The organism is Streptomyces sp. NPDC055025 (assembly GCF_053608565.1).
This window is the reverse complement of the sequence record NZ_JBSGVS010000030.1, coordinates 62,557-86,893: the sequence shown is the minus strand read 5'-3', so window position 1 is coordinate 86,893 and position 24,337 is coordinate 62,557. Positions and strand designations below refer to the sequence as shown.

The following is a 24,337-nucleotide window of genomic DNA, read 5'->3' as shown; positions in this document are numbered from 1 at the left end:
TTTTGCGTAATTTCGTGCACGGTGGCTCATGCTTTTTTCTTGGTTGGTGCCCCGGCGGGGGGCGCTTTGGGGGCCGCCCCGCGCGGCTGTGGGAGTTACGGAGTCAGCGGCTGATCAGCCGAAGGTGCCGGATTCGACGGGCTTGTGGGCTCCGCCTTCGACGGAGTAGACCGTGAGCTGCTTGTTGGTGGTGTCACCGAACTCGTCGAAGGAGACCTTCCCGGAGACGCCGTCGAAGGAGACGGTCTGCACGGCGTCGACGACCTTGGCGCGGGCGTCCTCGGGGAGCTTGCCGTCGTTGGCCTCGACGACCTTCTTCACGCCCTCGATGATCGCCCAGGCGGAGTCGTAGGAGTAGCCGCCGTACGCCTCGTAGGCGTCCTTGAAGCCGGCCTTCTCGTAGTTGGCGATGAACTCCTTGGCCGAGTCGAGCGTCTCGATGGGCGCGCCGACGGAGGTGGCGATGTCGCCTTCGGAGGCGGCGCCGGCGAGCTTGATGTACTCGGCGCTGTAGAGGGCGTCACCACCGGCGACGGGGATCTTGGCGCCGGAGTCCTTGATCTGCTTGCTCAGCGGACCGCCGGCGGGGTACTCACCGCCGTAGTAGACGACGTCGGCGCCGGAGTTCTTGACCTTGGTGACGACGGCGCTGAAGTCCTTGGTGTCGGGGTTGACGTGGTCGGTCCCGACCACCTTGCCGCCGAGCTTCTCGAACTCTTCGGTGAAGGTGCCGGCGAGACCGGCGCCGTAGGTCTTCTTGTCGTCGATGATGAAGGCCTTGGTCTTCTTGGCCTTGTTGTAGATGTACTGGGCGGCGAAGGGGCCCTGGATGGCGTCCGTGGTGGCCGTACGGAAGTACGACTTGTAGGTCCGCTGCTTGGTGCCACCGTTCCACTCCGGGCCCTGGGTGAGCGCCGGGTTGGTGTTGGCCGGCGAGACCTCGACCAGCTTGGCGTCGTCGAAGACCTTCTGCATGGACTCGGCGACGGACGAGTTGAGCGGGCCGACGACGCCGAGGACCTCGGGGTCGGAGACGAACTTGGTGGCGTTCTGCTGGCCGGAGGACGGCTGCGCCTGGTCGTCGAGGGCCTCGAACTTGAAGGTGACGCCCGGGACGTACTTCTTCGCGTTGGCCTGCTGGACGGCGAGGTCGACGGAGTTCTTGATGCCGAGGCCCAGCGCGGAGAGGTCGCCGGTCAGCGGGGCGTCGATCCCGATGACGACGGTCGTGTTGCCACCGTCGGTGGTACCACCCTTGCTCTCGTCGCGCGAGCCACAGGCGGTCAGCGCGAGTGTCCCCGCCGTGAGCGCGGCCGTCATGGCCATGAGCGAACGTTGACGCACGATTCAGTCCTTTCACCTGGCACGGCCGCCCCCCCTGGGACGCACCGAGTCGAGCGCGGGAACCGAACTGAAGGTAATCCGGTGGCGCGGTGACTGGCCGTGACTCTAAGCGCGCCGGTCGAAATGGTGCAGAGGTCCAGGCCATGCTGTGACTCTCTTGTTATGACAGGAGAGATTCGAAGATCGGATGGACGGGGTGGAAAGGGCGCTTTAATACCGTTCGGCAGTCCGGATGGTGAGAATCAGCAGGACGGCGCGGAGCCGCCCCGGCGAGGGGGACCGGCCGGGGCGGGGCCGCCGGAGGGCGGCGGCGGGATCCTCCGGGTGGCCGGATCCGAGTGGGGGGCTCGGCTGTTGTATTGCGTGTTTATTACCGAGTGTTACGTCCAGGAAAGGGAATCCGACATTCCGCGGGACTTTTCCGCAATCCCGGATATGCGCCGTAACAATCGTTTTCTGCTCCGACCAGGCTCTTACCGGTGAGGGGTGGCCGGGTGCGGCGATGGCGCGGCCCGCTTCGGCGGGGCTCGGCTCCCAGGGTGCGGAGCCACCGCGAAGCTTGGGGGAGAGGTACTACGGAAGGTGACGAGGCGGGGGGCCGCGGCGGGTACGGGATGCCCGATGCCCGGATCGGGGGGTCCGCGGCGTCCGGTTGTCCGGACGCCGCGCCCGGTTCACGCAGGGCTGTGCCCGCTTCGGCCCCGCGCCGCTCGGTCACCCGCCCCGTCGCGCACCGCCGGGTCCCGGCGCCGGGGTCAGGGCCGCGGGGTGGCGTCGCGCAGCAGGCAGGTCAGACGGGCCGAGCAGACCCGCCTGCCCTGCTCGTCCGTGATGACGACCTCGTAGGACGTGGTGGTGCGCCCGAGGTGGACGGCGGTCGCGACACCCGTGACGGTCCCGCCGCGGACACCGCGGTGGTGGGTGCAGTTGAGGTCCACCCCCACGGCGATCTTGGAGCTGCGGCCGTGCAGCATCGCCCCGACGGAGCCGAGGGTCTCGGCGAGGACGGCCGACGCGCCGCCGTGCAGCAGTCCGTACGGCTGGGTGTTGCCCTCGACGGGCATGGTGCCGACGACGCGTTCGGCGGACGCCTCGACGATCTCCACCCCCATCCGGCTGCCGAGATGCCCGGCGGAGAAGAGCGCGGGCAGATCGACGCCGAGCGCGGAGTACTCGTCGATGATGTCCTGCGGCAGCTTCGCGGTCGACTGCTCACCCATGGGCCCGGCTCCGATCGGATCGTCTGCGGTCGTTCGGCGTGTGCGCTGTGCACGGTCCTGCTTACCAGATGACTGAGCGAACGCTTAGGGCGGCCATCACATGGGCACCCGGGGACGGACCGCGCGGCTGCGGAACGGGCTGTACGGAACGGGCGGCCGGCGCGGGCCCCCGGCGCCGGCCGCCCCCGCCGTTCTCAGTCCGTCCGCTCGGAGTCCGTCCGCTCGAACCGTACGATCACGGACTTGCTCGCCGGGGTGTTGCTCGTATCGGCCGTGGCGCCCAGCGGGACCAGCACATTGGTCTCCGGGTAGTAGGCGGCGGCGCAGCCGCGCGCGGTCGGGTAGTGCACCACCCGGAAGCCGGGCGCGCGCCGGTCCACGCCGTCCTTCCACTCGCTGACCAGATCGGTGAACGAGCCGTCCTCAAGACCGAGGGCCGCCGCGTCCTCCGGGTTGACCAGTACGATCCTGCGGCCTCCCTTGATACCGCGGTAGCGGTCGTCGAGGCCGTAGATGGTGGTGTTGTACTGGTCGTGCGAGCGCAGGGTCTGGAGCAGCAGCCGGCCTTCGGGGAGCCTCGGGTACTCCACGGGCGCCGCGGTGAAGTTGGCCTTGCCGGTGGCGGTGGGGAAGCGGCGCTCGTCGCGCGGCGCGTGGGGCAGCGCGAAGCCGCCGGGACGGGCCACCCGCTCGTTGAAGTCCTCGAAGCCGGGGATCACGCGGGCTATCCGGTCGCGTATGTTCCCGTAGTCCTTCTCGAAGTCCTCCCACGGAGTGATGGACCCGGGGCCGAGCGTGGCGCGCGCCATCCGCGTGACGATGGCGGGCTCGGAGAGCAGATGGGGGCTCGCGGGCGGGAGGTTGCCCCGGGAGGCGTGCACCATGCCCATGGAGTCCTCGACGGTCACGATCTGCCGGACGCCCGCCTGGACGTCCTTGTCGGTACGGCCCAGGGTCGGCAGGATCAGCGCGCGGGCGCCGGTGACCACGTGCGAGCGGTTGAGCTTGGTCGACACATGGACGGTGAGCCGTGCGCGCCGTATCGCGGCTTCGGTGACATCGGTGTCGGGGGTCGCGGCGACGAAGTTGCCGCCCATCGCGAAGAACACCTTGGCCTTGCCGTCGCGCAGCGCCTCGATGGACCGTACGACGTCGTAGCCGTGGTGGCGCGGCGAGGTGATGGCGAACTCGCGGTCCAGGGCGTCGAGGAAGCTGTCGGCCGGCCGCTCGAAGATGCCCATCGTGCGGTCGCCCTGCACATTGGAGTGGCCGCGCACCGGGCAGACGCCCGCCCCCGGGCGGCCGATGTTGCCGCGCAGCAGCAGGAAGTTGACGACCTCGCGGATGGTCGGCACGGAGTGCTTGTGCTGGGTCAGGCCCATCGCCCAGCAGACGATGGTGCGCCGCGAGGCGAGGACGAGGGCGAGCGCCTTCTCGATCTCGGCGCGCTCCAGACCGGTGGCGGTCAGCGTCTCGTCCCAGTCGGCGGCGTCGGCGGCGGCCGTGAACTCCTCGTACCCGTGGGTGTGTTCACGGACGAAGGCGTCGTCGACCGCGCCGGGCGTCCGGAGGATCAGCTTGTTCAGCAGCCGGAAGAGGGCCTGGTCGCCGCCGATCCTTATCTGGAGGAAGAGGTCGGTGAGCGCGGCGCCCTTGACCATGCCGAGGGGCGTCTGCGGGTTCTTGAACCGCTCCAGGCCGGCCTCGGGCAGCGGATTGACGGAGATGATCTTCGCGCCCGCGGACTTGGCCTTCTCCAGCGCGGAGAGCATCCGGGGGTGGTTGGTGCCCGGGTTCTGGCCGGCCACGATGATCAGATCCGCCTGGTGCATGTCCTCCAGGGAGACGCTGCCCTTGCCGATGCCTATGGTCTCGACGAGCGCCGAGCCGGAGGACTCGTGGCACATGTTGGAGCAGTCCGGCAGATTGTTCGTACCGAACTCGCGGGCGAAGAGCTGGAGCAGGAACGCGGCCTCGTTGCTGGTGCGGCCCGAGGTGTAGAAGAGCGCCTCGTCGGGGGAGCCGAGCGCGGTCAGCTCCTCGGCGATGACCGCGAAGGCCCGTTCCCAGCTCACCGGTCTGTAGTGCTCGGGATCCTCGGCGGTGTCCAGCAGCATGGGCTGGGTGATACGGCCCTGCTGCCCCAGCCAGTAGCCGCTGCGGCCGGCGAGGTCGGACAGGGGGTGCGCGGAGAAGAACTCGGGGGTGACCCGGCGCACCGTGGCCTCTTCCGCGACCGCCTTGGCGCCGTTCTCGCAGAACTCCGCGGTGTGCCGGTGGTCCCCCTCGGGCCAGGCGCAGCCGGGGCAGTCGAAGCCGTTCTTCTGGTTGACCTTGAGAAGCGTCCGTGCGGTCCTTCGCACACCCATCTGCTGGTGGGAGATGAGGAGTGAATGCGCGACGGCGGGGATTCCCGCCGCGGCGTGTTTGGGGGCCGTTACCCGCGGTGAGTCCTGTGCTGGATCACCTGCTGGCGGCTTGCTGGCCATCACGCTCTCCTTGAGCCTAAGTGTCGACTGTCTACAGTATTCAATTCTCCCACGTCTCTGTGGCAACGTTACGTCCGGCCGGTGTCGGGATCGTTGCGGGGCGGGGTTGTCCGTACGGCGGGGCGGGTTGTCAGTGCGACGTGGCAGGATCGGGTCTGTGGCTGAGACAGCATCGAAGAAGACCGCAGACAACCGTCCACGCCTGCTCCTCATGGACGGGCACTCCCTGGCGTACCGAGCCTTCTTCGCGCTGCCCGCGGAGAATTTCACGACCGCGACCGGTCAGCCGACCAACGCCATCTACGGCTTCGCGTCCATGCTGGCCAACACCTTGCGTGATGAGTCGCCCACGCATTTCGCGGTCGCCTTCGACGTCTCCCGCAAGACGTGGCGCTCCGAGGAGTTCCCGGAGTACAAGGCGAACCGCTCGAAGACACCCGACGAGTTCAAGGGGCAGGTCGAGCTGATCGGCGAGCTGCTGGACGCGATGGGCGCGGACCGGTTCGCGATCGACGGCTTCGAGGCGGACGACGTGATCGCCACGCTCGCCACCCAGGCCGAGGCCGCGGGCTTCGAGGTGCTGATCGTCACCGGCGACCGGGACTCGTTCCAGCTCATCAGCGAGCACACGACAGTCCTGTATCCCACCAAGGGCGTCTCCGAGCTGACCCGCTTCACCCCGGAGAAGGTCCAGGAGAAGTACGGACTCACCCCCGCCCAGTATCCGGACTTCGCGGCCCTGCGCGGCGACCCGTCGGACAATCTGCCCGGTATCCCGGGGGTCGGCGAGAAGACCGCGGCGAAGTGGATCAACCAGTTCGGCTCCTTCGACGAACTGGCCACGCGCGCCGACGAGATCAAGGGCAAGGCCGGACAGAACTTCCGCGACCATCTGGAGTCGGTCAAGCTCAACCGCCGGCTCACGGAGATGGTGCGCGATGTCGAGCTGCCCAAGGGCCCCGAGGAGCTGAAGCGCGCGCCGTACGACCTCGCGGCCGTGAAGCGGGTGCTGGACGTGCTGGAGATCCGTAACCCGAGTCTGCGCGAGCGGCTGTTCGCGGTGGACCCCGGTGCCGCCGAGCACGAGGCCCCGGCGCCCGCCGCCGGTGTGGAGCTGGACGGCACGGTGCTGGGCCCGGGTGAGCTGGCGCCCTGGCTGGCCGAGCACGGCGGCGAGCCGCTCGGGGTCGCCACGGTCGACACCTGGGCGCTGGGCGCGGGGAGTGTCGGCGAGATCGCGCTCGCCGCGGCCGGCGGCGCGGCGGCCTGGTTCGACCCGGCCGAGCTGGACGAGGCCGACGAGCGGGCCTTCGCGGGGTGGCTCGGTGACGCGGCCCGGCCGAAGGTCATGCACAACGCGAAGGGCGGGATGCGGGTGGCGCCCGAGCACGGCTGGCGGGTCGGCGGCGTCACGATGGACACCGCCCTGGCCGCCTATCTGGTCAAGCCGGGCCGCCGTTCGTTCGCGCTGGACGCCCTCGCCATCGAGTATCTGGGCCGTGAGCTGGCCCCGGCCGCCGAGGACGGGCAGCTCGCCTTCGGCACCGACGAGCAGGCCGAGGCCGACGCGCTGATGACCCAGGCGCGCGCCGTCCTCGATCTGGGCGACGCGTTCGCGGAGCGGCTCGGTGAGGTCGGCGCGACCGAGCTGCTCGACGAGGTGGAGCTGCCCACCTCCGAGTTGCTGGCCCGGATGGAGCGGTCCGGCATCGCCGCCGACCGGGCGCATCTGGAGGCCATGGAGCAGCAGTTCGCGGGCGCGGTGCAGCAGGCCGTGAAGGAGGCGCACGCCGCGGTCGGCCATGAGTTCAATCTCGGCTCGCCCAAGCAGCTCCAGGAAGTCCTCTTCGGCGAGCTGGGCCTGCCCAGGACGAAGAAGACCAAGACCGGCTATACGACGGACGCCGACGCGCTGGCCTGGCTCGCCGCCCAGACCGAGCACGAGCTGCCGGTGATCATGCTGCGCCACCGGGAGCAGGCGAAGCTGCGGGTCACGGTCGAGGGCCTGATCAAGTCGATCGCGGCGGACGGCCGTATCCACACCACCTTCAATCAGACGGTGGCGGCGACGGGCCGGCTCTCCTCCACCGACCCCAACCTCCAGAACATCCCGGTCCGCACGGACGAGGGCCGGGCCATCCGGCGCGGCTTCGTCGTCGGCGAGGGATACGAGTCGCTGATGACGGCCGACTACAGCCAGATCGAGCTGCGCGTCATGGCGCATCTCTCCGAGGACGCCGGGCTCATCGAGGCGTTCACCTCCGGCGAGGATCTGCACACCACCGTCGCCTCCCAGGTGTTCGGCGTGGAGAAGCCCGCCGTCGACCCCGAGATGCGCCGCAAGATCAAGGCGATGTCGTACGGACTGGCCTACGGGCTCTCGGCGTTCGGTCTCTCCCAGCAGCTCGGTATCGAGGCGGCCGAGGCGCGCGGGCTGATGGACACGTTCTTCGAGCGCTTCGGGGGTGTACGGGACTATCTGCACCGCGCGGTCGTGGAGGCCAGGGCCACGGGATACACGGAGACGATGCTCGGCCGCCGCCGCTATCTCCCGGACCTCAACAGCGACAACCGCCAGCGCCGGGAGATGGCCGAGCGGATGGCGCTCAACGCCCCGATCCAGGGCACCGCGGCGGACATCGTCAAGGTCGCCATGCTCAAGGTCGACCGGGCGCTGACCGAAGCCGCCCTGGAGTCGCGGATGCTTCTCCAGGTGCACGACGAAATCGTGCTGGAGATCGCCGCGGGCGAGCGCGAGCGGGTGGAGGAGCTGCTGCGCCGCGAGATGTCGGGCGCGGTCGAGCTGCGCGCGCCCCTGGATGTCTCGGTGGGCGTCGGCACGGACTGGGAGTCGGCCGCGCACTGACCGGCGGAGCACCGGCACGACGACCGGCCGACCGGTGGAGAACGACGGCCGGCCGACCGGCGGAGAACCGAGAGCACGTGCGGTGACCGGTGGAGAACCGGCGCGGTGACCGGTGCTCTGATCGGTGCGGTCCTGAGGTCCCTTCCTGGTGCCTCGGGGCCGCACCGGCCCTTTTCCCGGGGCGCCTGAAGTACGCGGGTGCCGGGCGCCTGGCCACCGGGGCGGCCGGGAAGGATCCTTCGTACCGGCCCGGAGGGCACTTGGGGGTCCCGGAGGTGGCGAACTGGTGAATACCGGTCACGCACCGATGTGCTGGGGCCTGGAGTTGACGTAGTGTCGCCTGAGTCCACGCGCGGGGAGCGCGAACAGACGTGCACCGGGAGGGACCAGACGTATGGCAGCGCTATTCGGCCGCCGACTGCGTAAAGGAGCCATGACGACGGCGGTGGCCGCGGCGGCGATCGCCGCCCTCTCCGCTTCTCAGGCACCCGGCGCGATCCCCACGGACAAGGACACGGACACCGGCGGCAACGCCCAGGCGGCCGACGCGACACCGCCCCCCGGTACGCCGGTCACCGGCAACTCCCCGTACTACACCGAGCTTCCGCCGCTCACGACGCCGGACAAGCCGGTCACTTCGATAGACCTGCCGGCCACGGGTCCGGCGGAAGCGGGCATTCCGGCCACGGTCCTGGCCGCGTACCGACAGGCGGAGCAGGCTCTCGCGGAGAGCAGGCCCGGCTGCAATCTGCCCTGGCAACTGCTCGCCGCCATCGGCAAGGTGGAGTCGGGCCAGGCACGCGGCGGCCGGGTCGACGCCCAGGGCACCACGCTCTCCCCGATCCTCGGCCCGGTGCTCAACGGTGTGGGATTCGCCAATATCAGCGACACCGACAACGGCCAGTACGACGGCGACACGACACATGACCGCGCGGTCGGCCCGATGCAGTTCATCCCGTCCACCTGGGCCACCTGGGGCCAGGACGGCAACGGCGACGGACAGAAGGACCCCAACAACATCTACGACGCCGCGCTGGCCGCGGGGCAGTACCTGTGCGCCGGGAACCGCGACCTCTCGGTCGATGCGGATCTGCACAAGGCGATCCTCGGCTACAACCACTCGCAGGAGTATCTGAACACGGTCCTGACCTGGTTCGCGTACTACAAGAACGGTACGCACGAGGTCCCGGACGGCACCGGCGTACTGCCCGAAGGCCCTGGTCCGGCCGACCCCGGCACCTCGCCCGGCCCGAACCCCACCCCGCCGGCCACCGGCCCCAAACCGTCGAAGCCGGGCACCGGTTCGCCGACCCCGCCGTCCGGCGGTCCGGGCACCCCGAAGCCGCCCAAGCCGGACGACGGGAACCCGACCACGCCGCCCGCCCCGAAGCCCGTCGTCGAGCGGCTGGAGAAGACGGTCACCGGGACGCTGACCGCCGTGGCCGGCGGAGCGTTCACCGAGCGTGCCGGGGTACGGGCGGAGGACGCGACGGGCAAGGCGGTCGCCGAGGTGCCCGTACGGTTCGAGATCACCGGCACCACGGACGCCCGCTTCAGCGGCGGCCTCTCCGTGGTGACCGTCACCACGGGCAAGGACGGCCTGGCCGGTGCCCCGGTGCTCCAGGCGGGCGAGCAGGCCGGCGAGTTCAGGGTCCGGGCCACGGTCGTCGGCAAGGATGTCGCGGCCGTCGAGTACACCGCGAGTGTCACGGCCCGGCAGACGGACACGCTCGCCGGCGAGCAGAGGGCGCTGACGGCCGCGCCCGGCGCGGACTTCGCCGAGACGGTCGAGGTCAAGGCCACGTCCGGCGGTGTCGCCGTGGCGGGTGTCGGGGTGACCGCCACGGTGATCACCTCCGCGGACGATGCCACGACACCGGCCGCCGGTCCGTACTTCAAGGACGAGGCGGGCAACCCGCTGCGGAGTCTGAACCGCGTCACGGACGCCAACGGTGTTCTCCAGCTCCCGAAGATCTACACGGACGACACCACGGGCACCTTCGTGCTCCGTCTCGTGACCGAGAACGGCGTGAAGTTCGACATCACCCTGACGGTCGCCGCGCCCGCCTGACGGCTGGGGCCCACGGCCCCGAGGGCTCCCGCCCGTTCGCGTGCCACCCGTCGACGCCCGCCGCCCCCTGTCCGCCCGGACGGGGGACGGCGGGCGAACGCCGTTCTCGGCGTTCTCAGCGCCGGTTGTTCGTACGGCGCGTGGCCACCGCCGCCGAGGGGTCCTCGGGCCAGGGATGGCGGGGGTAGCGGCCACGGAGCTCGGCACGTACCGCGCGGTAGCCGTCCCGCCAGAAGGACGCCAGGTCCGCCGTGACCGCCGCGGGCCGGCCCGCCGGGGAGAGCAGATGGACCAGAACCGGCACGCCCGCGACCGCGGGGGTCTCGCCCAGGCCGAACAACTCCTGGAGCTTGACCGCCAGTACGGGCTGCGGACCGCCGTACTCGACCCGTATCCGTGAGCCGCTGGGCACCTCGATACGCTCCGGAGCCAGTTCGTCCAGCCGTGCCGCGTCGCCGGTCGCCCAGGGCAGTACCCGCCGCAGCGCCTGGCCCGCGTCGATCCGTTCCAGATCGGAGCGGCGGCGGGCGCGCGACAACTCGGGCTCCAGCCAGTCCTCCGTACGGGACAGCAGGGCGGCGTCCGAGACATCCGGCCAGGGCTCGCCCAACTCCCGGTGCAGAAAGGCCAGTCGCTCGCGCAGCCCGTGAGCGTCCCGCGTCCAGCGCAGCAGTCCGAGCCCGTGCCGGGCCAGACCGTCCAGCAGGGCGGTCCTCACGAGACCGGGGTCGGGCCTCTTCAGGGGCCGTACGGCCAGCTCCACGGCGCCGAGCCGCTCCACCCGCCGGGCGACCACCTCACCGTCCTCCCAGCGCACCTCTTCGCCCGCCACCCGCAGATGCCCGGCGGCGGTCCCCGCGGTGTCCTCGTCGATGACGGCGGCGAGCCGTACCCGTGCGGACGCGGAGTGCGCGGGGCGGTCCGCGACGGCCACCGCCAGCCACTGCGCGCTCCGCAGTCCGGACCCCTGACCCAGCTCGGCGCCGGTGCCGGAGACCATCAGGAAGGCCCCCTCACCGCGCGCCCGAGCCACCCGTTCGGGAAAGGCGAGCGCGGTGACGAGCCCGGCGGCGACATCGTCGCTCCCCGCGCCGGGCCCCGAGCCGGCACCGGACACCGGCCCCGGGCCCGTCCCCGACCCGGGGCCCGAGCCTGACCCCGCGCCGGACCTGGACACCGTCCCGGAGCCCGGCCCCGCGCCGGACCCGTGGGCCGGCTCCGTGGCCGCGCCCGGGTCCCGCCGCGTACCCGGCGCCGGTCCCGGTCCGTCGCCGCCCGCCGCCGATGTCAGACGGCGTACCTCCTGGCGCCAGCGTGCCGCGTATCCGTCACCGCCCCTGCGCGCCGCGCGCCACGCCGCCGCCAGATCGTCCCCGTACTCCCGGGGCGGCTCCTCGCTCAGCAGTGCCACCACCTCCGCCGCCCGCCGCGCGCCCACCTCGGCCGCCCCGTCCAGCAGGGCGCGGGCCAGCCGGGGGTGCAGACCGAGGCGCGACATCCGTACGCCCCGGCCGGTCGGCCGCCCGGCCGCGTCCACCGCGCCGATCGCGCTCAGCACGGAACGCGCGGCGGCCAGCGCCCCGGCCGGCGGTGGGTCCAGCAGTGCGAGACCCGCCGCCGAGGGGTCGCCCCAGCACGCCGCCTGGAGCGCGAAGGCCGTCAGATCCGCCACCTTGATCTCGGGGGAGGGGAAGCGGGTGAGCCGTGTGTCCTCGGCCTCGCTCCAGCAGCGGTAGACCGTGCCGGGCGCCTCGCGTCCGGCACGTCCGGCCCGCTGCGCGGCGCCCGCCTGGGACACCCGTACGGTCGTGAGCGCGCTCAGCCCCCGCGCGTGGTCGGTACGGGGCTCCCGCGCCAGCCCCGCGTCCACCACGATCCGTACCCCGGGAACGGTCAGACTCGACTCGGCGACGGCGGTGGCCAGGACGATCCGGCGGCGGGCCGGGGAGCCCGCGGAACCCGGTGAACCGGCCAGGACCGCGTCCTGCACCGCCGCCGGTGCGCGCCCGTGCACCTGAAGCACCTCCGCGCCCAGCTCCCCCAACTGCCCCGCGACCCGGCCGATCTCCCCCACACCCGGCAGGAAGCAGAGCAGATCGCCGTCCCGCTCGGCCAGGGCCCGCCGTACCACCGACGCCACATGCGTCAGCAGCGCCGGATCGACCCGCATCCCGTGCGGTGGTCTCACCGGCGACCCCGGCGGCGCCCACACCACCTCCACCGGATACGACACGTCCCGCGCGGTGACCACCGGCGCGTCCCCCAGCAGCCGCGCCCACCCGGCCGCGTCCGTCGTCGCCGAGGCCGCCACCAGCCGCAGTCCGGGCCGGAGGGCGGCCCGTACGTCCAGCAGGAACGCCGCCACCGTGTCCGCGTCGAGATGCCGCTCATGGCACTCGTCGAGGATCACCGCGTCGACCCCCGCCAGCTCCGGGTCCCGCTGGAGCCGCTGGAGCAGGACTCCGGTGGTCACCACTTCCACCACCGTCGCGCGCCCCACCGCACGCTCCCCGCGCACGGTGAAGCCCACGCGCTCCCCGGCCCGTTCCCCGAGCAGCCAGGCCATCCGGCGGGCCGCCGCGCGCGCCGCGATCCGCCGTGGCTCGGCGACGACCACCCGCCGTACGGGACCGTCGCCGAGCAGCCCGGCCAGCGCCAGCGGCACGAGCGTCGTCTTACCGGTGCCCGGGGGCGCGCACAGCACCGCGCAGCCATGGCCGTCGAGCGCCCGTTCCAGCGCGGGAAGGGCGGTGTGGACGGGCAGGCTGCCGAGGAGGTCGTCGCGGATCACCCGCTCAGTGTCGTACGGAAACGGCCCCGCGGTGCGGCGGGTGCCGTGCCGGGACCGTGGCCCGGGACCGTACGTCTCAGTCCCGTGGGCGCGTGTGCCCGTGTGCCCGTGTGCGCGTGGGCCCCTTTGCCTCTTTGCCGCTGTGTCCCGGGTCCCGTATCTGTTCAGTCCCGTTCGCAGACGAAGATCGCCGTCCCCGGGATCAGACCCCCGCGCAGCGGGGACCAGCCGCCCCACTCCTGGGTGTTCCAGGCCGGCCACTCCGGCTCCACCAGATCGACCAGCCGGAAGCCGCCCGCCACCACGTCCCGTACCCGGTCTCCGACCGTGCGGTGGTGCTCCACATAGACCGCGTGCCCCCGCTCGTCCTGCTCCACATAGGGCGTGCGGTCGAAGTACGAGGCCGACACCGACAGGCCCTCGGGCCCCGGCTCGTCGGGGAACGCCCAGCGGATCGGATGCGTGACGGAGAAGACCCACCGCCCGCCCGGCCGCAGGACACGCCGTATCTCGCGGAAGACCCCCACCGGATCGGCGACGAAGGGCATCGCGCCATAGGCGGAGCAGGCCAGGTCGAAGGAGCCGTCACGGAAGGGCAGCGTCCCCGCGTCGGCCTGCACCAGCGGGAACGTCAGGGACCGGCCGTCGGCGATACGCAGCGCGTGCTGGAGCTGGCGGTGCGAGAGATCGAGCGCCACCGGGCGCGCGCCCTGCCCCGCCAGCCAGCGCGAACACTGGGCGGCTCCCGCGCCGATCTCCAGGACGTCCAGTCCCCGCAGGGACTCCGGCGGGCCCAGCAGCCCGGCCTCCACCTCGTCCAGGCCCTCGGGGCCCCAGACGAAACGGTCGTCGCCGAGGAAGGTGCCGTGCTCGGTCTGGTAGTCGTCCGCGTTCCGGTCCCACCAGCCGCGGTTGGCCCGGCTGCTCTCCGTGGAGCCGCTGTCGCGGCGGGTCGCCTCGGGATCCCGCGTCACCTGCTGGTCCGGTGTCGCCTGGGGTTCCGGTGCCGCTTCGGGCTCATGCTCTTGGATCATCGTGTCCGTCGTCGTAGTGTGCGGGAAGTAGCGGTGATGGGCAGCCTCGGACGGGTGTTCTGGCCTCATCAAACGCGAATTGTGCCGGGTATGAGAGGTTCCGCCCCGGGTGTGCGCCTTCGCGCATTGACCGTGCCCGGCTGCCCCCGTATGCTAAAGGTTGCGCTGCGGGCCTGCGCGCCTCAGACGTAGCAGCCGCGCTCGCACTTGTATGAAAGTCTCCTCGGTTGTCGAGGCGCTCACCCTTTGTCCGGGGGCGGCGCTTCCTTGGCTGTCCGGCTTGTACAGGGGCGATACGGGTTCACGGCGTGGCAGTACCTACGACTCACTGTCCGTACCGGAGCCCTTTCCCACATGACGAGCAGCACCGAGACCACCGCCACCACCCCGCAGGTTGCGGTCAACGACATCGGTAACGAGGAAGCCTTCCTCGCCGCGATCGACGAGACGATCAAGTACTTCAACGACGGCGACATCGTCGACGGCGTCATCGTGAAGGTCGACCGGGACGAGGTCCTGCTCGACATCGGTTACAAGACCGAAGGCGTCATTCCCTCCCGCGAACTTTCGATCAAGCATGACGTCGACCCCAACGAGGTCGTCGCCGTGGGCGATGAGATCGAGGCCCTGGTTCTCCAGAAGGAGGACAAGGAAGGCCGTCTCATCCTGTCCAAGAAGCGTGCGCAGTACGAGCGCGCCTGGGGCACGATCGAGAAGATCAAGGAAGAGGACGGCATCGTCACCGGTACGGTCATCGAGGTGGTCAAGGGTGGTCTCATCCTCGACATCGGCCTCCGTGGCTTCCTGCCGGCCTCCCTCGTCGAGATGCGCCGCGTCCGCGACCTCCAGCCCTACGTGGGCAAGGAGCTCGAGGCCAAGATCATCGAGCTGGACAAGAACCGCAACAATGTGGTCCTGTCCCGCCGTGCCTGGCTGGAGCAGACCCAGAGCGAGGTCCGTCAGACCTTCCTCACGACGCTCCAGAAGGGCCAGGTCCGCTCCGGCGTCGTCTCCTCGATCGTCAACTTCGGTGCGTTCGTGGACCTCGGCGGGGTCGACGGTCTGGTGCACGTCTCCGAGCTGTCCTGGAAGCACATCGACCACCCCTCCGAGGTCGTCGAGGTCGGTCAGGAAGTCACCGTCGAGGTTCTCGACGTGGACATGGACCGCGAGCGTGTCTCCCTCTCGCTCAAGGCGACGCAGGAAGACCCGTGGCAGCAGTTCGCCCGGACCCACCAGATCGGTCAGGTCGTCCCGGGTAAGGTCACCAAGCTCGTTCCGTTCGGTGCGTTCGTCCGCGTCGACGAGGGCATCGAGGGCCTGGTGCACATCTCCGAGCTGGCCGAGCGCCACGTGGAGATCCCGGAGCAGGTCGTCCAGGTCAACGACGAGATCTTCGTCAAGGTCATCGACATCGACCTGGAGCGCCGCCGCATCAGCCTCTCGCTGAAGCAGGCCAACGAGTCCTTCGGCAGCGACCCGGCCTCGGTCGAGTTCGACCCGACGCTCTACGGCATGGCCGCGTCCTACGACGACCAGGGCAACTACATCTACCCCGAGGGCTTCGACCCCGAGACCAACGACTGGCTCGAGGGCTTCGAGACCCAGCGCGAGGCGTGGGAAGGCCAGTACGCCGAGGCGCAGCAGCGCTTCGAGCAGCACCAGGCCCAGGTCATCAAGTCCCGCGAGGCCGACGAGGCCGCCGCTGCCGAGGGTGCTGCCGCTCCCGCCGGCGGTGGCAGTGCTCCCGTCGCCTCGGGTGGCTCGTACTCCTCGGAGTCCGCGGACAACTCCGGCGCCCTGGCGTCGGACGAGGCCCTGGCGGCCCTGCGCGAGAAGCTGGCGGGCGGCCAGAGCTGACGCTCCGGTCTCCGGCCGGCTGCTCCAGCCTCCGGCTCCGGCCGGTAGCGTGAGCGTCCGGTAGTGGAACGTGGTAAGGCCCGCTCCCCTCGGGGGGCGGGCCTTACGCGTGTCCGGAGCCGGACGAGGTCAGGGGGTGACCGGGATATTGGTCAGGCCCTTGCCGCCGGTCACGGTGTTGCTGCTGTGGACGGTGGTGCGGCAGCTCGAACCGCTGTTGGTGACATTGACGGCGAGCTGGTTGGCGCCGGTCGAGCCACGGAGGTCCGACTTGTTGGAGCGGAAGACGGTGCCGCAGCCCCAGCCGCTCTGCTGGGTGTGGGTCTCATAGCCGTTGTTGGTGGTGTTCTTGCCGGTATTGCCCTCGACGAGGACGTTGTTGCCCTTTACATCGACCCAGGAGTCGTCGTAGTTGGCGCCGGTGAGGCCGTTGCCGTCGAAGGTGTTGCCGATGACACGCGCGCCGGTGGTGCCTTCCTTGATGTCGACGTTCTCGCCGCCGACATCGGGACCGATGGTGTTGTTGAGTATCTGCGCGTTGTCGCTGCGGTCGGAGAGTGAGTTGGCGGTGCCGACATACACACCCTCACCCATGCCCCGGCCGTCGTTGCCGGTGTCGTAGATCCGCGAGTTCCTGAGGATGCCGTCGCTGCTGGACTGACGGAAGTGCACGCCCTCCATGTCCAGGTTGTGCACCGTCACGGAGTCGATCACGACGCCGTTGGCCGCGTCCGCGACGATGCCCTTCTGCGCGTCGGTGAGGGTGATGCCCTTGACGGTCCAGTACGCGGCGCCGTTGAGATGGAGGGCGTAGCCCCCGCCTCCGGTGGTGAGGACCGCGCCGGACGAACCGGTCAGCGTGATCCGCGATCCGGAGGTGCCGGGCGTGGTCGCCTTGAAGTTGCCCTTGTACGTGCCGTTGGCGAGCTGGATGGTGTCGCCGGGGCGGGCAGCGGTGAGAGCCGCCTTGAGTTCGGCCGCGGTGGTCACCTGTATGACCGCGGCGGTTCCGGCGGCTCCGGCCGGCGAGGCGAGCAGGGACAGCCCTCCGGTGGCGAGCAGTCCTGCCAGCAGGGCGGGGACCAGGGCGGGGAACGGTGTTCGGGTGCGCATGTGGGGTGCCTTCCCGTGGAGTCCGAGTGGTGCCGAGGCAGGCCAGTCACTTCCCGTAGCGTACTCATACGTGAACGCTGGACGGGTTTCTGAACTCTGCTGTTCCGTGACGGTAGGGACGCGCCCTGGGTGTGTCAAGGTCCAGACCAATATCCAGGTCCAGACCAAGGGAAGTGTGCACGGAAGTGCCCGCGGCTCCGCCGGTGGGGGCGCTGAGTGAGGTGGTGAGCGGAGAGCAACGCGTGGGATACGCACGCATCTGACGAGCCGTAACAAGCCGTTGCCAGGATCCCGGCACATCTGAACAGCCGGAAGGGGTAACGGACATGAGTCACGCGCCGAACACCATGACGGGCACGGGCACCACCCGCCGCGGATTCCTGCGGCAGGTGGGCATCTCCGGGGGAGCGGGGGCGATGCTCGCCACCATGGGGGCCCTGGGTCTCGCCCCCACCGCCGAGGCCGCGAGCCGCGAACCCGTCTTCCGCGCGCCCCGGAAGAGCGACTTCACCCTCACGGGCCGGGGCGCGGCCAGAGTCGTCATCGTCGGCGGCGGCATAGCCGGGCTGACGACCGCGTACGAACTGGGCAAAGCGGGATACGACTGTACGGTCCTGGAGGCCCGGGACCGCACCGGCGGGCGCAACTTCACCGTGCGCGGCGGGGATTCGAACCTCGATCTGTACGGCAACCGCCAGACGGCGCGGTTCAGCGACGGCCAGTATCTGAACGCGGGACCCGCCCGTATCCCGCAGTGGATGGTCACCATGGACTACTGCCGTGAACTGGGCGTTCCCGTCGAGGTGTTCACCAACTCCAACGCCAACGCGTACATCTACAACGAGAAGGCGGGCATGACCGTCCCGGTGCGCTTTCGCACCGCCAAGGCGGATATGTACGGCTATGTCTCCGAACTGCTCGCCAAGGCGGCCGGAAAGGGCGCGCTGGACGGGGAGCTGACCGCCGGGGACCAGGAGCGGCTGCTGGAATTCCTCAGGGGCTTCGGGGACATCGGTTCCCGGCTCACCTACACCGGCAGCGACCGCCGAGGCTACAGCGTGGACCCGGGGGCGGCCGGTACCCCGGGCGTCGAGCTGGGCCCGGTGCCCTCGGCGTCCGAGGTCTTCTCCAGCGGGGTCGGGCGCTACTTCTCCTTCGAATTCGGCTACGACCAGGCGATGCTGATGTTCCAGCCCGTCGGCGGTATGGACCGGATACCGGCGGCACTGACCCGGGCGATAGGCGGGCACCGGATCAGAACCGGTGCGGCCGTGGAGAAGATCACGGACACGGCGCACGGCGTGACCGTCACCTACCGCGGCGACGGGCGGGTCCGCACCATCCACGCGGACTACTGCGTCGCCGCGCTGCCGCCCAACATCCTCGCCAAGACCGCGCACAATCTCGGTCCCGCCGTACAGACGGCCCTGGAGGCCTGCCGGCCGTCGTCGGCCGGCAAGATCGGGCTCGAATACCGCAGCCGCTGGTGGGAGAGCGATCACCGGATCTACGGCGGCATCACGGAGACCGATCTCGATCTGGCCCATGTCTGGTATCCGTCCTACGGGCATCACGGCCGGCGCGGTCTGATCGTCGGGTACTACAACACGGGCGCGTCGGCCGACTCGTACGCCCAGCTCACACCGCGCGAGCGCGAGGCGCGCGCCGTGGCGCAGGGCGTGAAGATCCATGGCGAGAAGTACCGCAGCGAACTCGCCTCGTCCTTCTCCCACCACTGGCGGCAGACCCCGTATCTGGAGGCGTCCTGGCACTCCCTGTCCGGCGGGCCCGACGCGCCCGTCTTCGACCCGCTCAACAAGCCCACCGGGCATGTCTACTTCGCCGGTGACCATCTCTCGTACGCCGACGCCTGGCAGCACGGTGCCTTCACCTCCGCCCGCAGGACGGTCACGGCGCTGCACGCACGCGTTCTCGCCTGACACCGGACGCCTGACACCGGACGCCTGACGGCCGGCACCGGACCCCTGACGGCTGACGCCTGATGTCTGGGGGACCGGCTCCGGACCTCCCCGGAGCCGGTCCCCGGCCCCGGGGGCGCGTTCGGGGCGCTGTCGGAGGGCGGGGCGCGAGCCGATGATCGGGGGCGCACTTCATGACCGCGGGTTTGTGACATGGGGCGTGGGGAATGCCTGCGCCCCATGACGCGTTCTTCGTTACGAACACGAGGAGGAGCGGTAATCGTGCTTGATCCGCAGGGTTTGTACGAATGGGAGCCCAAGGGCCTGGCCGTCGTCGATGTGGCGCTGGCACAGGAGTCGGCGGGCCTGGTCATGCTGTACCACTTCGACGGCTATATCGACGCGGGTGAGACCGGCGACCAGATCGTCGAGAACCTGCTGGAGTCGCTGCCGCACCAGGTGGTGGCCCGATTCGACCACGACAGGCTGGTCGACTACCGCGCCCGGCGTCCGCTGCTGACCTTCCGGCGCGACCGGTGGACGGCCTTTGAGACGCCGACGCTCGACGTACGGCTCGTACAGGACGCGACCGGTGCGCCGTTCCTGCTGCTCTCCGGGCCCGAGCCGGATGTGGAGTGGGAGCGTTTCGCGCTCGCCGTACAGCAGATCGTGGACCGTCTCGGCGTGCGTCTGTCCGTCAACTTCCACGGGATCCCGATGGGCGTTCCGCACACCCGCCCCGTCGGTATCACCCCGCACGGCAACCGCACCGACCTCATGCCGGGGCATCGCAACGCCTTCGACGAGGCCCAGGTGCCCGGCAGCGCCGAGTCGCTCGTCGAGTACCGGCTGATGGAGTCCGACCACGATGTCCTCGGTGTCGCGGCGCACGTACCGCACTATGTGGCCAGGTCCTCGTACCCCGACGCGGCGCTGACCGCGCTGGAGGCGATCACGGCGGCGACCGGGCTGGTGCTGCCGAGCATCGCGCACTCCCTCCGTACGGAGGCGCAGCGCACCCAGACCGAGATCGAGCGGCAGCTCGGCGAGGGCGACGAGGAACTCGTCTCGATGGTCCAGGGACTTGAGCACCAGTACGACGCCATCGCGGGCGCCGAGACCCGTGGCAATCTGGTCGCCGAGCCGGCGGAGCTGCCGTCCGCCGACGAGATCGGCCGGGAATTCGAGAAGTTCCTCGCGGAGCGGGAGGGCGAGGGCGGCGGAGCCTGACCGTCCTGGCGATTTCCGTGGGCGGGGTCGCCCGCCCGTCCTGGCGATTTCCGCGCTTCCGCTCGTGAGTGTTCACGGCCGTACGGTGCCCAGCAGCCGCTGGAACCGTGCGGCCGCTCGGTGTACCGGCGGACAGGACCGTGACGACACGCCCTAGGCTGAGCGCATGCTGAGATTGGGACTCACGGGTGGGATCGGCGCGGGCAAGAGCGAGGTCTCCCGTCTGCTGACCGGTTACGGAGCGGTGCTGATCGATTCCGACCGGATCGCACGCGAGGTGGTGGAGCCGGGGACACCGGGTCTGGCCGCGGTGGTCGCGGAGTTCGGTCCGGAGGTGCTCACCGCGGACGGGCGTCTGGACCGCCCCGGCCTCGGCGCGATCGTCTTCGCCGACCAGGACCGGCTCCGCGCGCTGAACGCGATCGTTCATCCCCTGGTCCGTGCCCGCTCGGCGGAACTGGAGAGCGAGGCCGGGCCGGACGCGGTCGTGGTGCACGATGTGCCCCTGCTGGTGGAGAACGGCATGGCCGGGCTGTTCGACCTGGTCGTCGTGGTCGACGCCTCGCCGGAGACACAGCTCGACCGGCTCGTACGGCAGCGGGGGATGGCGGAGTCCGAGGCGCGCGACCGGATGGCCGCGCAGGCGACCCGTGAAGAGCGCCGCGCGGTCGCGGATGTCGTCATCGACAACGACGGACCGCTGGAACGGCTGGAACCGCGGGTTCGCGAGGTGTGGAAAGAACTGACCGAGCGCGCGGCGGCCGACCGCTGACCGATGCGACGGGGTGTCGAACAGCGACCGACGCGCTGGCGTTGAAAGCGCGCAGCCAGGAAAGGATGCGAACCGTGCCCGAGAGCCCGGAGACCCACATCATCGACTATCGCGCGGCCGAGCAACTCCTGGCCGCACGGGATCCTCGGGGAGCCGTGAAGCTGCTCGACTCGGTGATCGCCGCCCACCCGGAGAACACGGCGGCCCGGCTGCTGCGCGCCCGCGCGTTCTTCGCGGCGGCGCAGCTGCGCCCGGCCGAACTCGAATTCGAGCTGGTGCTGGAGCGTGAGCCGGACAACGCGTTCGCGCACTTCGCCCTGGCCCGGACGTTCCAGCGCTCGGGCCGCCCCGAGCCGGCGAAACGGCACTTCCGGCTGGCGGCGGCGCTCGATCCCAAGCCGGAGTACGTCAAGGCCGCGCAGTTCGATTCCGACAGCCGCGGCGGCGCCGACGGGGACATTTCGCCGTCGGACGACTGACTCGTACGGGACCGCACCGCCTCGTACCGGACCGCACCGCGCCGTAACCACCAGCCCGCGCGGCGCCGACCTGGCCGCTCGCGGCAGGCGGTCACCTATGAGCCTTGGCGGTCACCGGTCGGTCACGGGGTGGGTCACGGTCTGTGCCGCCCGTACCGGCCGTGTCCCGGGCCGTCGTCACGTCGGCCCTCGTCGGGAACCCGGTGCCGGGCGCGGCCGCCGTCGGGACCGTGGTCCCCGGGCCGGCGCTCGCGCTCGTGGTCGGGTTCGTACGGAGGGATGTCCCGTCCGGGCTGGTAGTGCGGCCCCTGACGGATGTGGCGCACCACCAGGACCAGGTCCGTGGCGACGATCAGGAAGAGCACCCCGCACGCGACGGCCCATCCCGTCCGCCCGGCGACCGCGAGCACGCCGGTCCCGAGGGCGGTCCAGATCAGGCCCCATATGCTCAGCCAGAGCCGCATACGCAGCGGGCTGCGCGCGGTGGCCGGTTCACTTCCGGTGCGCATGGCTCTCGCACCTCCCACCCCGTGTGTACCCGCGGACGCGGACTCCGACCCGGCCCGGGGGCGGGCGATGTCGAAGATGTCTTGTCCTCGCCAGGGAGCGAGACCGAGGGAACCGGCGCGGGAGGCCGCTCGTTCCGGCGACATGAGCTTATCGATGGGGCAGGGACAACCGCGTCAGGGATATCGCCAGGGACATCAGGGCACCGGCCCGGGGGCCCTCACCCCGGACGGGTGCGCCGTCGAGCTGTACTCCCGTCTCTCCGCCCGCACCGAGCCCGAGGTGATCGCGGCAGCCGTGCCCGCGGGCGCCTCGGTGCTGGAACTGGGCTGCGGAGCGGGCCGGGTGACCCATCCGCTGCTGGAGCGCGGCTTCGCCGTGACGGCCGTGGACGAGTCCGCGGAGATGCTGGAGCGCATACGTGGTGCCCGTACGGTACAGAGCCCGATCGAGTCGCTGGAGCTGGACGAGACCTTCGATGTGGTGATGCTCGCGTCGTATCTGGTGCACGTGGGCGAGCACCGCGTCCGGGACGGTCTGCTGCGCACCTGCCGCAGACATGTCGCCGACGACGGCTGCGTACTGATCCAGCGCGAGGGGCTCGACTGGCACACCATGGTCCCTCGGGAGCGGGTGGATCCGGCCGGTTGCACCGTACGGATCGTGTCCTCCGACCCCGTCGGGGACGGAGTGAACTCCGTACACGCCGAGTATGTCTTCCCGGACGTCCGCTGGACGCAGACGTTCCGGTCGCGTCCGCTGACGAAGGAGGCCTTCGAGGGGTATCTCGACGCGGCGGGACTGGTGGTCGACAGCTATCTGACGGACGACGGGACATGGGTCAGGGCCGTGCCCAAACAGCCCCTCGACCAGCCCGGTCAGTGGACGATCGTGTAGCTGTGCCAGGGGCCGGAGCCGGGGGCGATCACGTCGGAGAGTGTGGTGGCGATGTACGTCGTGTGGTCACCGGTGCAGTTCGCCGACCGGTACATCATGAGATCGACGAGCGTGCGGTTCGTGAGCTCGACCGCTCCGGGGGATGTCAGCCGGTGGCAGCCCCTGACCAGGGGGTTGGACACCTGGACCTCGTGGTGCTGTTCCGTCCTGTAGGCGATGGTGCCCCTCGCGTTCTGGCCGAGGCCGGAGCAGCCCGCGAGGAGGACGGACAGGAACAGTGCCCCGGCGGCGGTGCCGAGGCGGCGCCGGTGATCTGTCACGGACATGGGCGGTCCTGGTCGGCTCGTCGGTGGTCGGCTCGGAGAAGCCCGGTGCTGGTCACACTGCCGGATCCGGCGTCCCACGGCACGAGGTGCGCGGCCGGCCGGGGTAGCGGGGTGCCGGTCACCCGCCGGTGCCGGTGCCGGTCACCCGCCGGAGCCACCGGCCCCGCCGGTCATGACCGGCCGCGCCGCTGGTGTCCGGCTACTGGCCCGTAGAACCCCCGTATCCGCTTCTCGACCGCCGGGTCATACAGGGCATACCGTGGATATGAGTACCTCGCTCCGGCGTCAGGGGGACCCGTCATGGTCCAGGAACTGGTGGTAGCGGTCATAGCGGCGGTATGTGCCCTCGGGCTGTACGGGATGGCCGCCGCGCGGGTCATCAAGCAGTACGAGCGAGGCGTGGTTCTGCGGCTCGGCCAGCTCCGCGAGGGTGTGCGAGGGCCCGGATTCACGATGATCGTCCCCTTTGTGGACAGGCTGCACAAAGTCAATATGCAGATCGTGACGATGCCCGTGCCCGCACAGGACGGCATCACACGGGACAACGTCACCGTCCGCGTGGACGCGGTGATCTACTTCAAGGTCGTGGACGCGGCCGACGCGGTGATCCGGGTCGAGGACTACCGGTTCGCGGTCTCACAGATGGCGCAGACATCGCTGCGGTCGATCATCGGAAAGAGCGATCTGGACGATCTGCTGTCCAATCGCGAGAGGCTGAACCAGGGTCTGGAACTGATGATCGACAGCCCGGCGATCGGCTGGGGCGTACAGATCGACCGGGTCGAGATCAAGGATGTGTCCCTGCCGGAGACGATGAAGCGGTCGATGGCGCGCCAGGCGGAGGCGGACCGTGAGCGCCGCGCGCGGGTGATCAACGCGGACGCGGAGCTCCAGGCGTCGAAGAAGCTCGCGGAAGCGGCCGAGCAGATGTCCGAACAGCCCGCCGCGCTCCAGCTGCGGCTGCTCCAGACCGTGGTGGCGGTCGCCGCCGAGAAGAACTCGACACTTGTGCTGCCCTTCCCGGTCGAGCTGCTGCGTTTTCTTGAGCGGGCCACGCCGGCCGAGACGGCGCAGGCCGTGAGGGCCGTCTCGGGTGCCCCGGTGCCGTCCGCGGTTCCGTCCGCTTCGGGAGGAGCGCGGACGGAACCGCGGACTTCGTCCGAGGCCGCGGGGCGCTCCGAGGTCTCCGAGGCGCCTGAGGTATCTGGGGTGTCCGAGGTATCTGGGGTGTCCGAGGCGCCGGCCCCGACGACGCCGGTCGGCGGGACTTCCGCAGGTGAGGCCGCGAGGGGTGATGCCGTGCTGGATGAGGCGGCGATTGGCGAGGGGCCGCCCGGGACCGCGCCGCGTCAGAAGCCCGTGCCGACCCAGCCGCGTGTCTGATTCTCTACCCTCACTGACCTGCGAAAACGCCGTTCC

At 70.5% G+C, this 24,337-nt stretch carries 17 protein-coding genes; 9 read left to right on the top strand and 8 right to left on the bottom strand.

Annotated features, from left to right (window positions below; all coding sequences use genetic code 11):
* Nucleotides 1–114: 114 nt before the first annotated feature.
* The 3 genes from ACWGDX_RS19910 to ACWGDX_RS19900 all read right to left on the bottom strand — a co-directional run bounded on the left by ACWGDX_RS19910 (nt 115) and on the right by ACWGDX_RS19900 (nt 5,053).
* Nucleotides 115–1,344, bottom strand: a complete 1,230-nt coding sequence (locus ACWGDX_RS19910; RefSeq protein WP_453627255.1) for a branched-chain amino acid ABC transporter substrate-binding protein — start codon at nt 1,342–1,344, stop codon at nt 115–117.
* A gap of 755 nt (nt 1,345–2,099) precedes the next feature.
* A complete protein-coding gene (locus ACWGDX_RS19905; protein WP_453627253.1) occupies nt 2,100–2,564 on the bottom strand; it encodes a hotdog fold thioesterase in 465 nt (154 codons plus the stop codon).
* Nucleotides 2,565–2,758: 194 nt separating this feature from the next.
* Nucleotides 2,759–5,053 (bottom strand): FdhF/YdeP family oxidoreductase, encoded by a 2,295-nt coding sequence (locus ACWGDX_RS19900; protein WP_453627252.1) that lies wholly within the window; start codon nt 5,051–5,053, stop codon nt 2,759–2,761.
* Nucleotides 5,054–5,210: 157 nt separating this feature from the next.
* Here ACWGDX_RS19900 and polA point away from each other — a divergent pair, with 157 nt between their 5' ends.
* Both polA and ACWGDX_RS19890 read left to right on the top strand, forming a co-directional pair.
* Nucleotides 5,211–7,919: a DNA polymerase I gene (polA, locus tag ACWGDX_RS19895; RefSeq protein WP_453627250.1), complete on the top strand. Its 2,709-nt coding sequence runs from the start codon at nt 5,211–5,213 to the stop codon at nt 7,917–7,919.
* A 394-nt stretch (nt 7,920–8,313) separates the two neighbouring features.
* The gene (locus tag ACWGDX_RS19890; protein WP_453627248.1) at nt 8,314–9,990 is read left to right on the top strand and encodes a lytic transglycosylase domain-containing protein; all 1,677 of its coding nucleotides are present in this window, start codon (nt 8,314–8,316) and stop codon (nt 9,988–9,990) included.
* Between the two features lie 115 nt (nt 9,991–10,105).
* Here ACWGDX_RS19890 and ACWGDX_RS19885 read toward each other — a convergent pair whose 3' ends face one another.
* Nucleotides 10,106–12,781 carry an ATP-dependent RNA helicase gene (locus tag ACWGDX_RS19885; protein ID WP_453627246.1) on the bottom strand — a complete coding sequence of 892 codons (2,676 nt, stop codon included), beginning with the start codon at nt 12,779–12,781 and terminating at the stop codon, nt 10,106–10,108.
* A 164-nt stretch (nt 12,782–12,945) separates the two neighbouring features.
* The gene (locus tag ACWGDX_RS19880; RefSeq protein WP_453627244.1) at nt 12,946–13,815 is read right to left on the bottom strand and encodes a class I SAM-dependent methyltransferase; all 870 of its coding nucleotides are present in this window, start codon (nt 13,813–13,815) and stop codon (nt 12,946–12,948) included.
* A 354-nt stretch (nt 13,816–14,169) separates the two neighbouring features.
* Here ACWGDX_RS19880 and rpsA point away from each other — a divergent pair, with 354 nt between their 5' ends.
* On the top strand, nt 14,170–15,675 hold the full coding sequence (gene rpsA, locus ACWGDX_RS19875) for a 30S ribosomal protein S1 (RefSeq protein ID WP_365902437.1): 1,506 nt from the start codon (nt 14,170–14,172) through the stop codon (nt 15,673–15,675).
* A 129-nt stretch (nt 15,676–15,804) separates the two neighbouring features.
* Here rpsA and ACWGDX_RS19870 read toward each other — a convergent pair whose 3' ends face one another.
* Complete coding sequence (locus ACWGDX_RS19870) at nt 15,805–16,788, bottom strand: right-handed parallel beta-helix repeat-containing protein (RefSeq protein ID WP_453627242.1); 984 nt, start codon at nt 16,786–16,788, stop codon at nt 15,805–15,807.
* Nucleotides 16,789–17,204: 416 nt separating this feature from the next.
* On the opposite strand from ACWGDX_RS19870, the gene ACWGDX_RS19865 reads away from it, so the two are divergent.
* The 4 genes from ACWGDX_RS19865 (at nt 17,205) to ACWGDX_RS19850 (ending at nt 21,188) form a co-directional block, all read left to right on the top strand.
* Nucleotides 17,205–18,728, top strand: coding sequence for a flavin monoamine oxidase family protein (locus tag ACWGDX_RS19865; RefSeq protein WP_453627281.1), 1,524 nt, complete (start codon nt 17,205–17,207; stop codon nt 18,726–18,728).
* A 261-nt stretch (nt 18,729–18,989) separates the two neighbouring features.
* Nucleotides 18,990–19,937 carry a PAC2 family protein gene (locus tag ACWGDX_RS19860; RefSeq protein ID WP_363080118.1) on the top strand — a complete coding sequence of 316 codons (948 nt, stop codon included), beginning with the start codon at nt 18,990–18,992 and terminating at the stop codon, nt 19,935–19,937.
* Between the two features lie 166 nt (nt 19,938–20,103).
* Nucleotides 20,104–20,709, top strand: coding sequence for a dephospho-CoA kinase (coaE, locus tag ACWGDX_RS19855; protein ID WP_453627240.1), 606 nt, complete (start codon nt 20,104–20,106; stop codon nt 20,707–20,709).
* Nucleotides 20,710–20,783: 74 nt separating this feature from the next.
* Nucleotides 20,784–21,188 (top strand): tetratricopeptide repeat protein, encoded by a 405-nt coding sequence (locus ACWGDX_RS19850; protein WP_453627238.1) that lies wholly within the window; start codon nt 20,784–20,786, stop codon nt 21,186–21,188.
* Between the two features lie 134 nt (nt 21,189–21,322).
* On the opposite strand, the gene ACWGDX_RS19845 is transcribed toward ACWGDX_RS19850, so the two are convergent.
* Entirely contained in the window at nt 21,323–21,697 is a 375-nt protein-coding gene (locus ACWGDX_RS19845) for a DUF6343 family protein (protein WP_453627236.1), read from the bottom strand.
* 154 nt (nt 21,698–21,851) lie between these two features.
* On the opposite strand from ACWGDX_RS19845, the gene ACWGDX_RS19840 reads away from it, so the two are divergent.
* Nucleotides 21,852–22,592, top strand: a complete 741-nt coding sequence (locus ACWGDX_RS19840) for a class I SAM-dependent methyltransferase (RefSeq protein ID WP_453627234.1) — start codon at nt 21,852–21,854, stop codon at nt 22,590–22,592.
* On the opposite strand, the gene ACWGDX_RS19835 is transcribed toward ACWGDX_RS19840, so the two are convergent.
* Nucleotides 22,574–22,918, bottom strand: a complete 345-nt coding sequence (locus tag ACWGDX_RS19835) for a hypothetical protein (protein WP_453627232.1) — start codon at nt 22,916–22,918, stop codon at nt 22,574–22,576. The genes ACWGDX_RS19840 and ACWGDX_RS19835 overlap by 19 nt on opposite strands.
* A gap of 300 nt (nt 22,919–23,218) precedes the next feature.
* Here ACWGDX_RS19835 and ACWGDX_RS19830 point away from each other — a divergent pair, with 300 nt between their 5' ends.
* A complete protein-coding gene (locus tag ACWGDX_RS19830; protein ID WP_453627230.1) occupies nt 23,219–24,301 on the top strand; it encodes an SPFH domain-containing protein in 1,083 nt (360 codons plus the stop codon).
* The last annotated feature ends 36 nt before the right edge of the window (nt 24,302–24,337 follow it).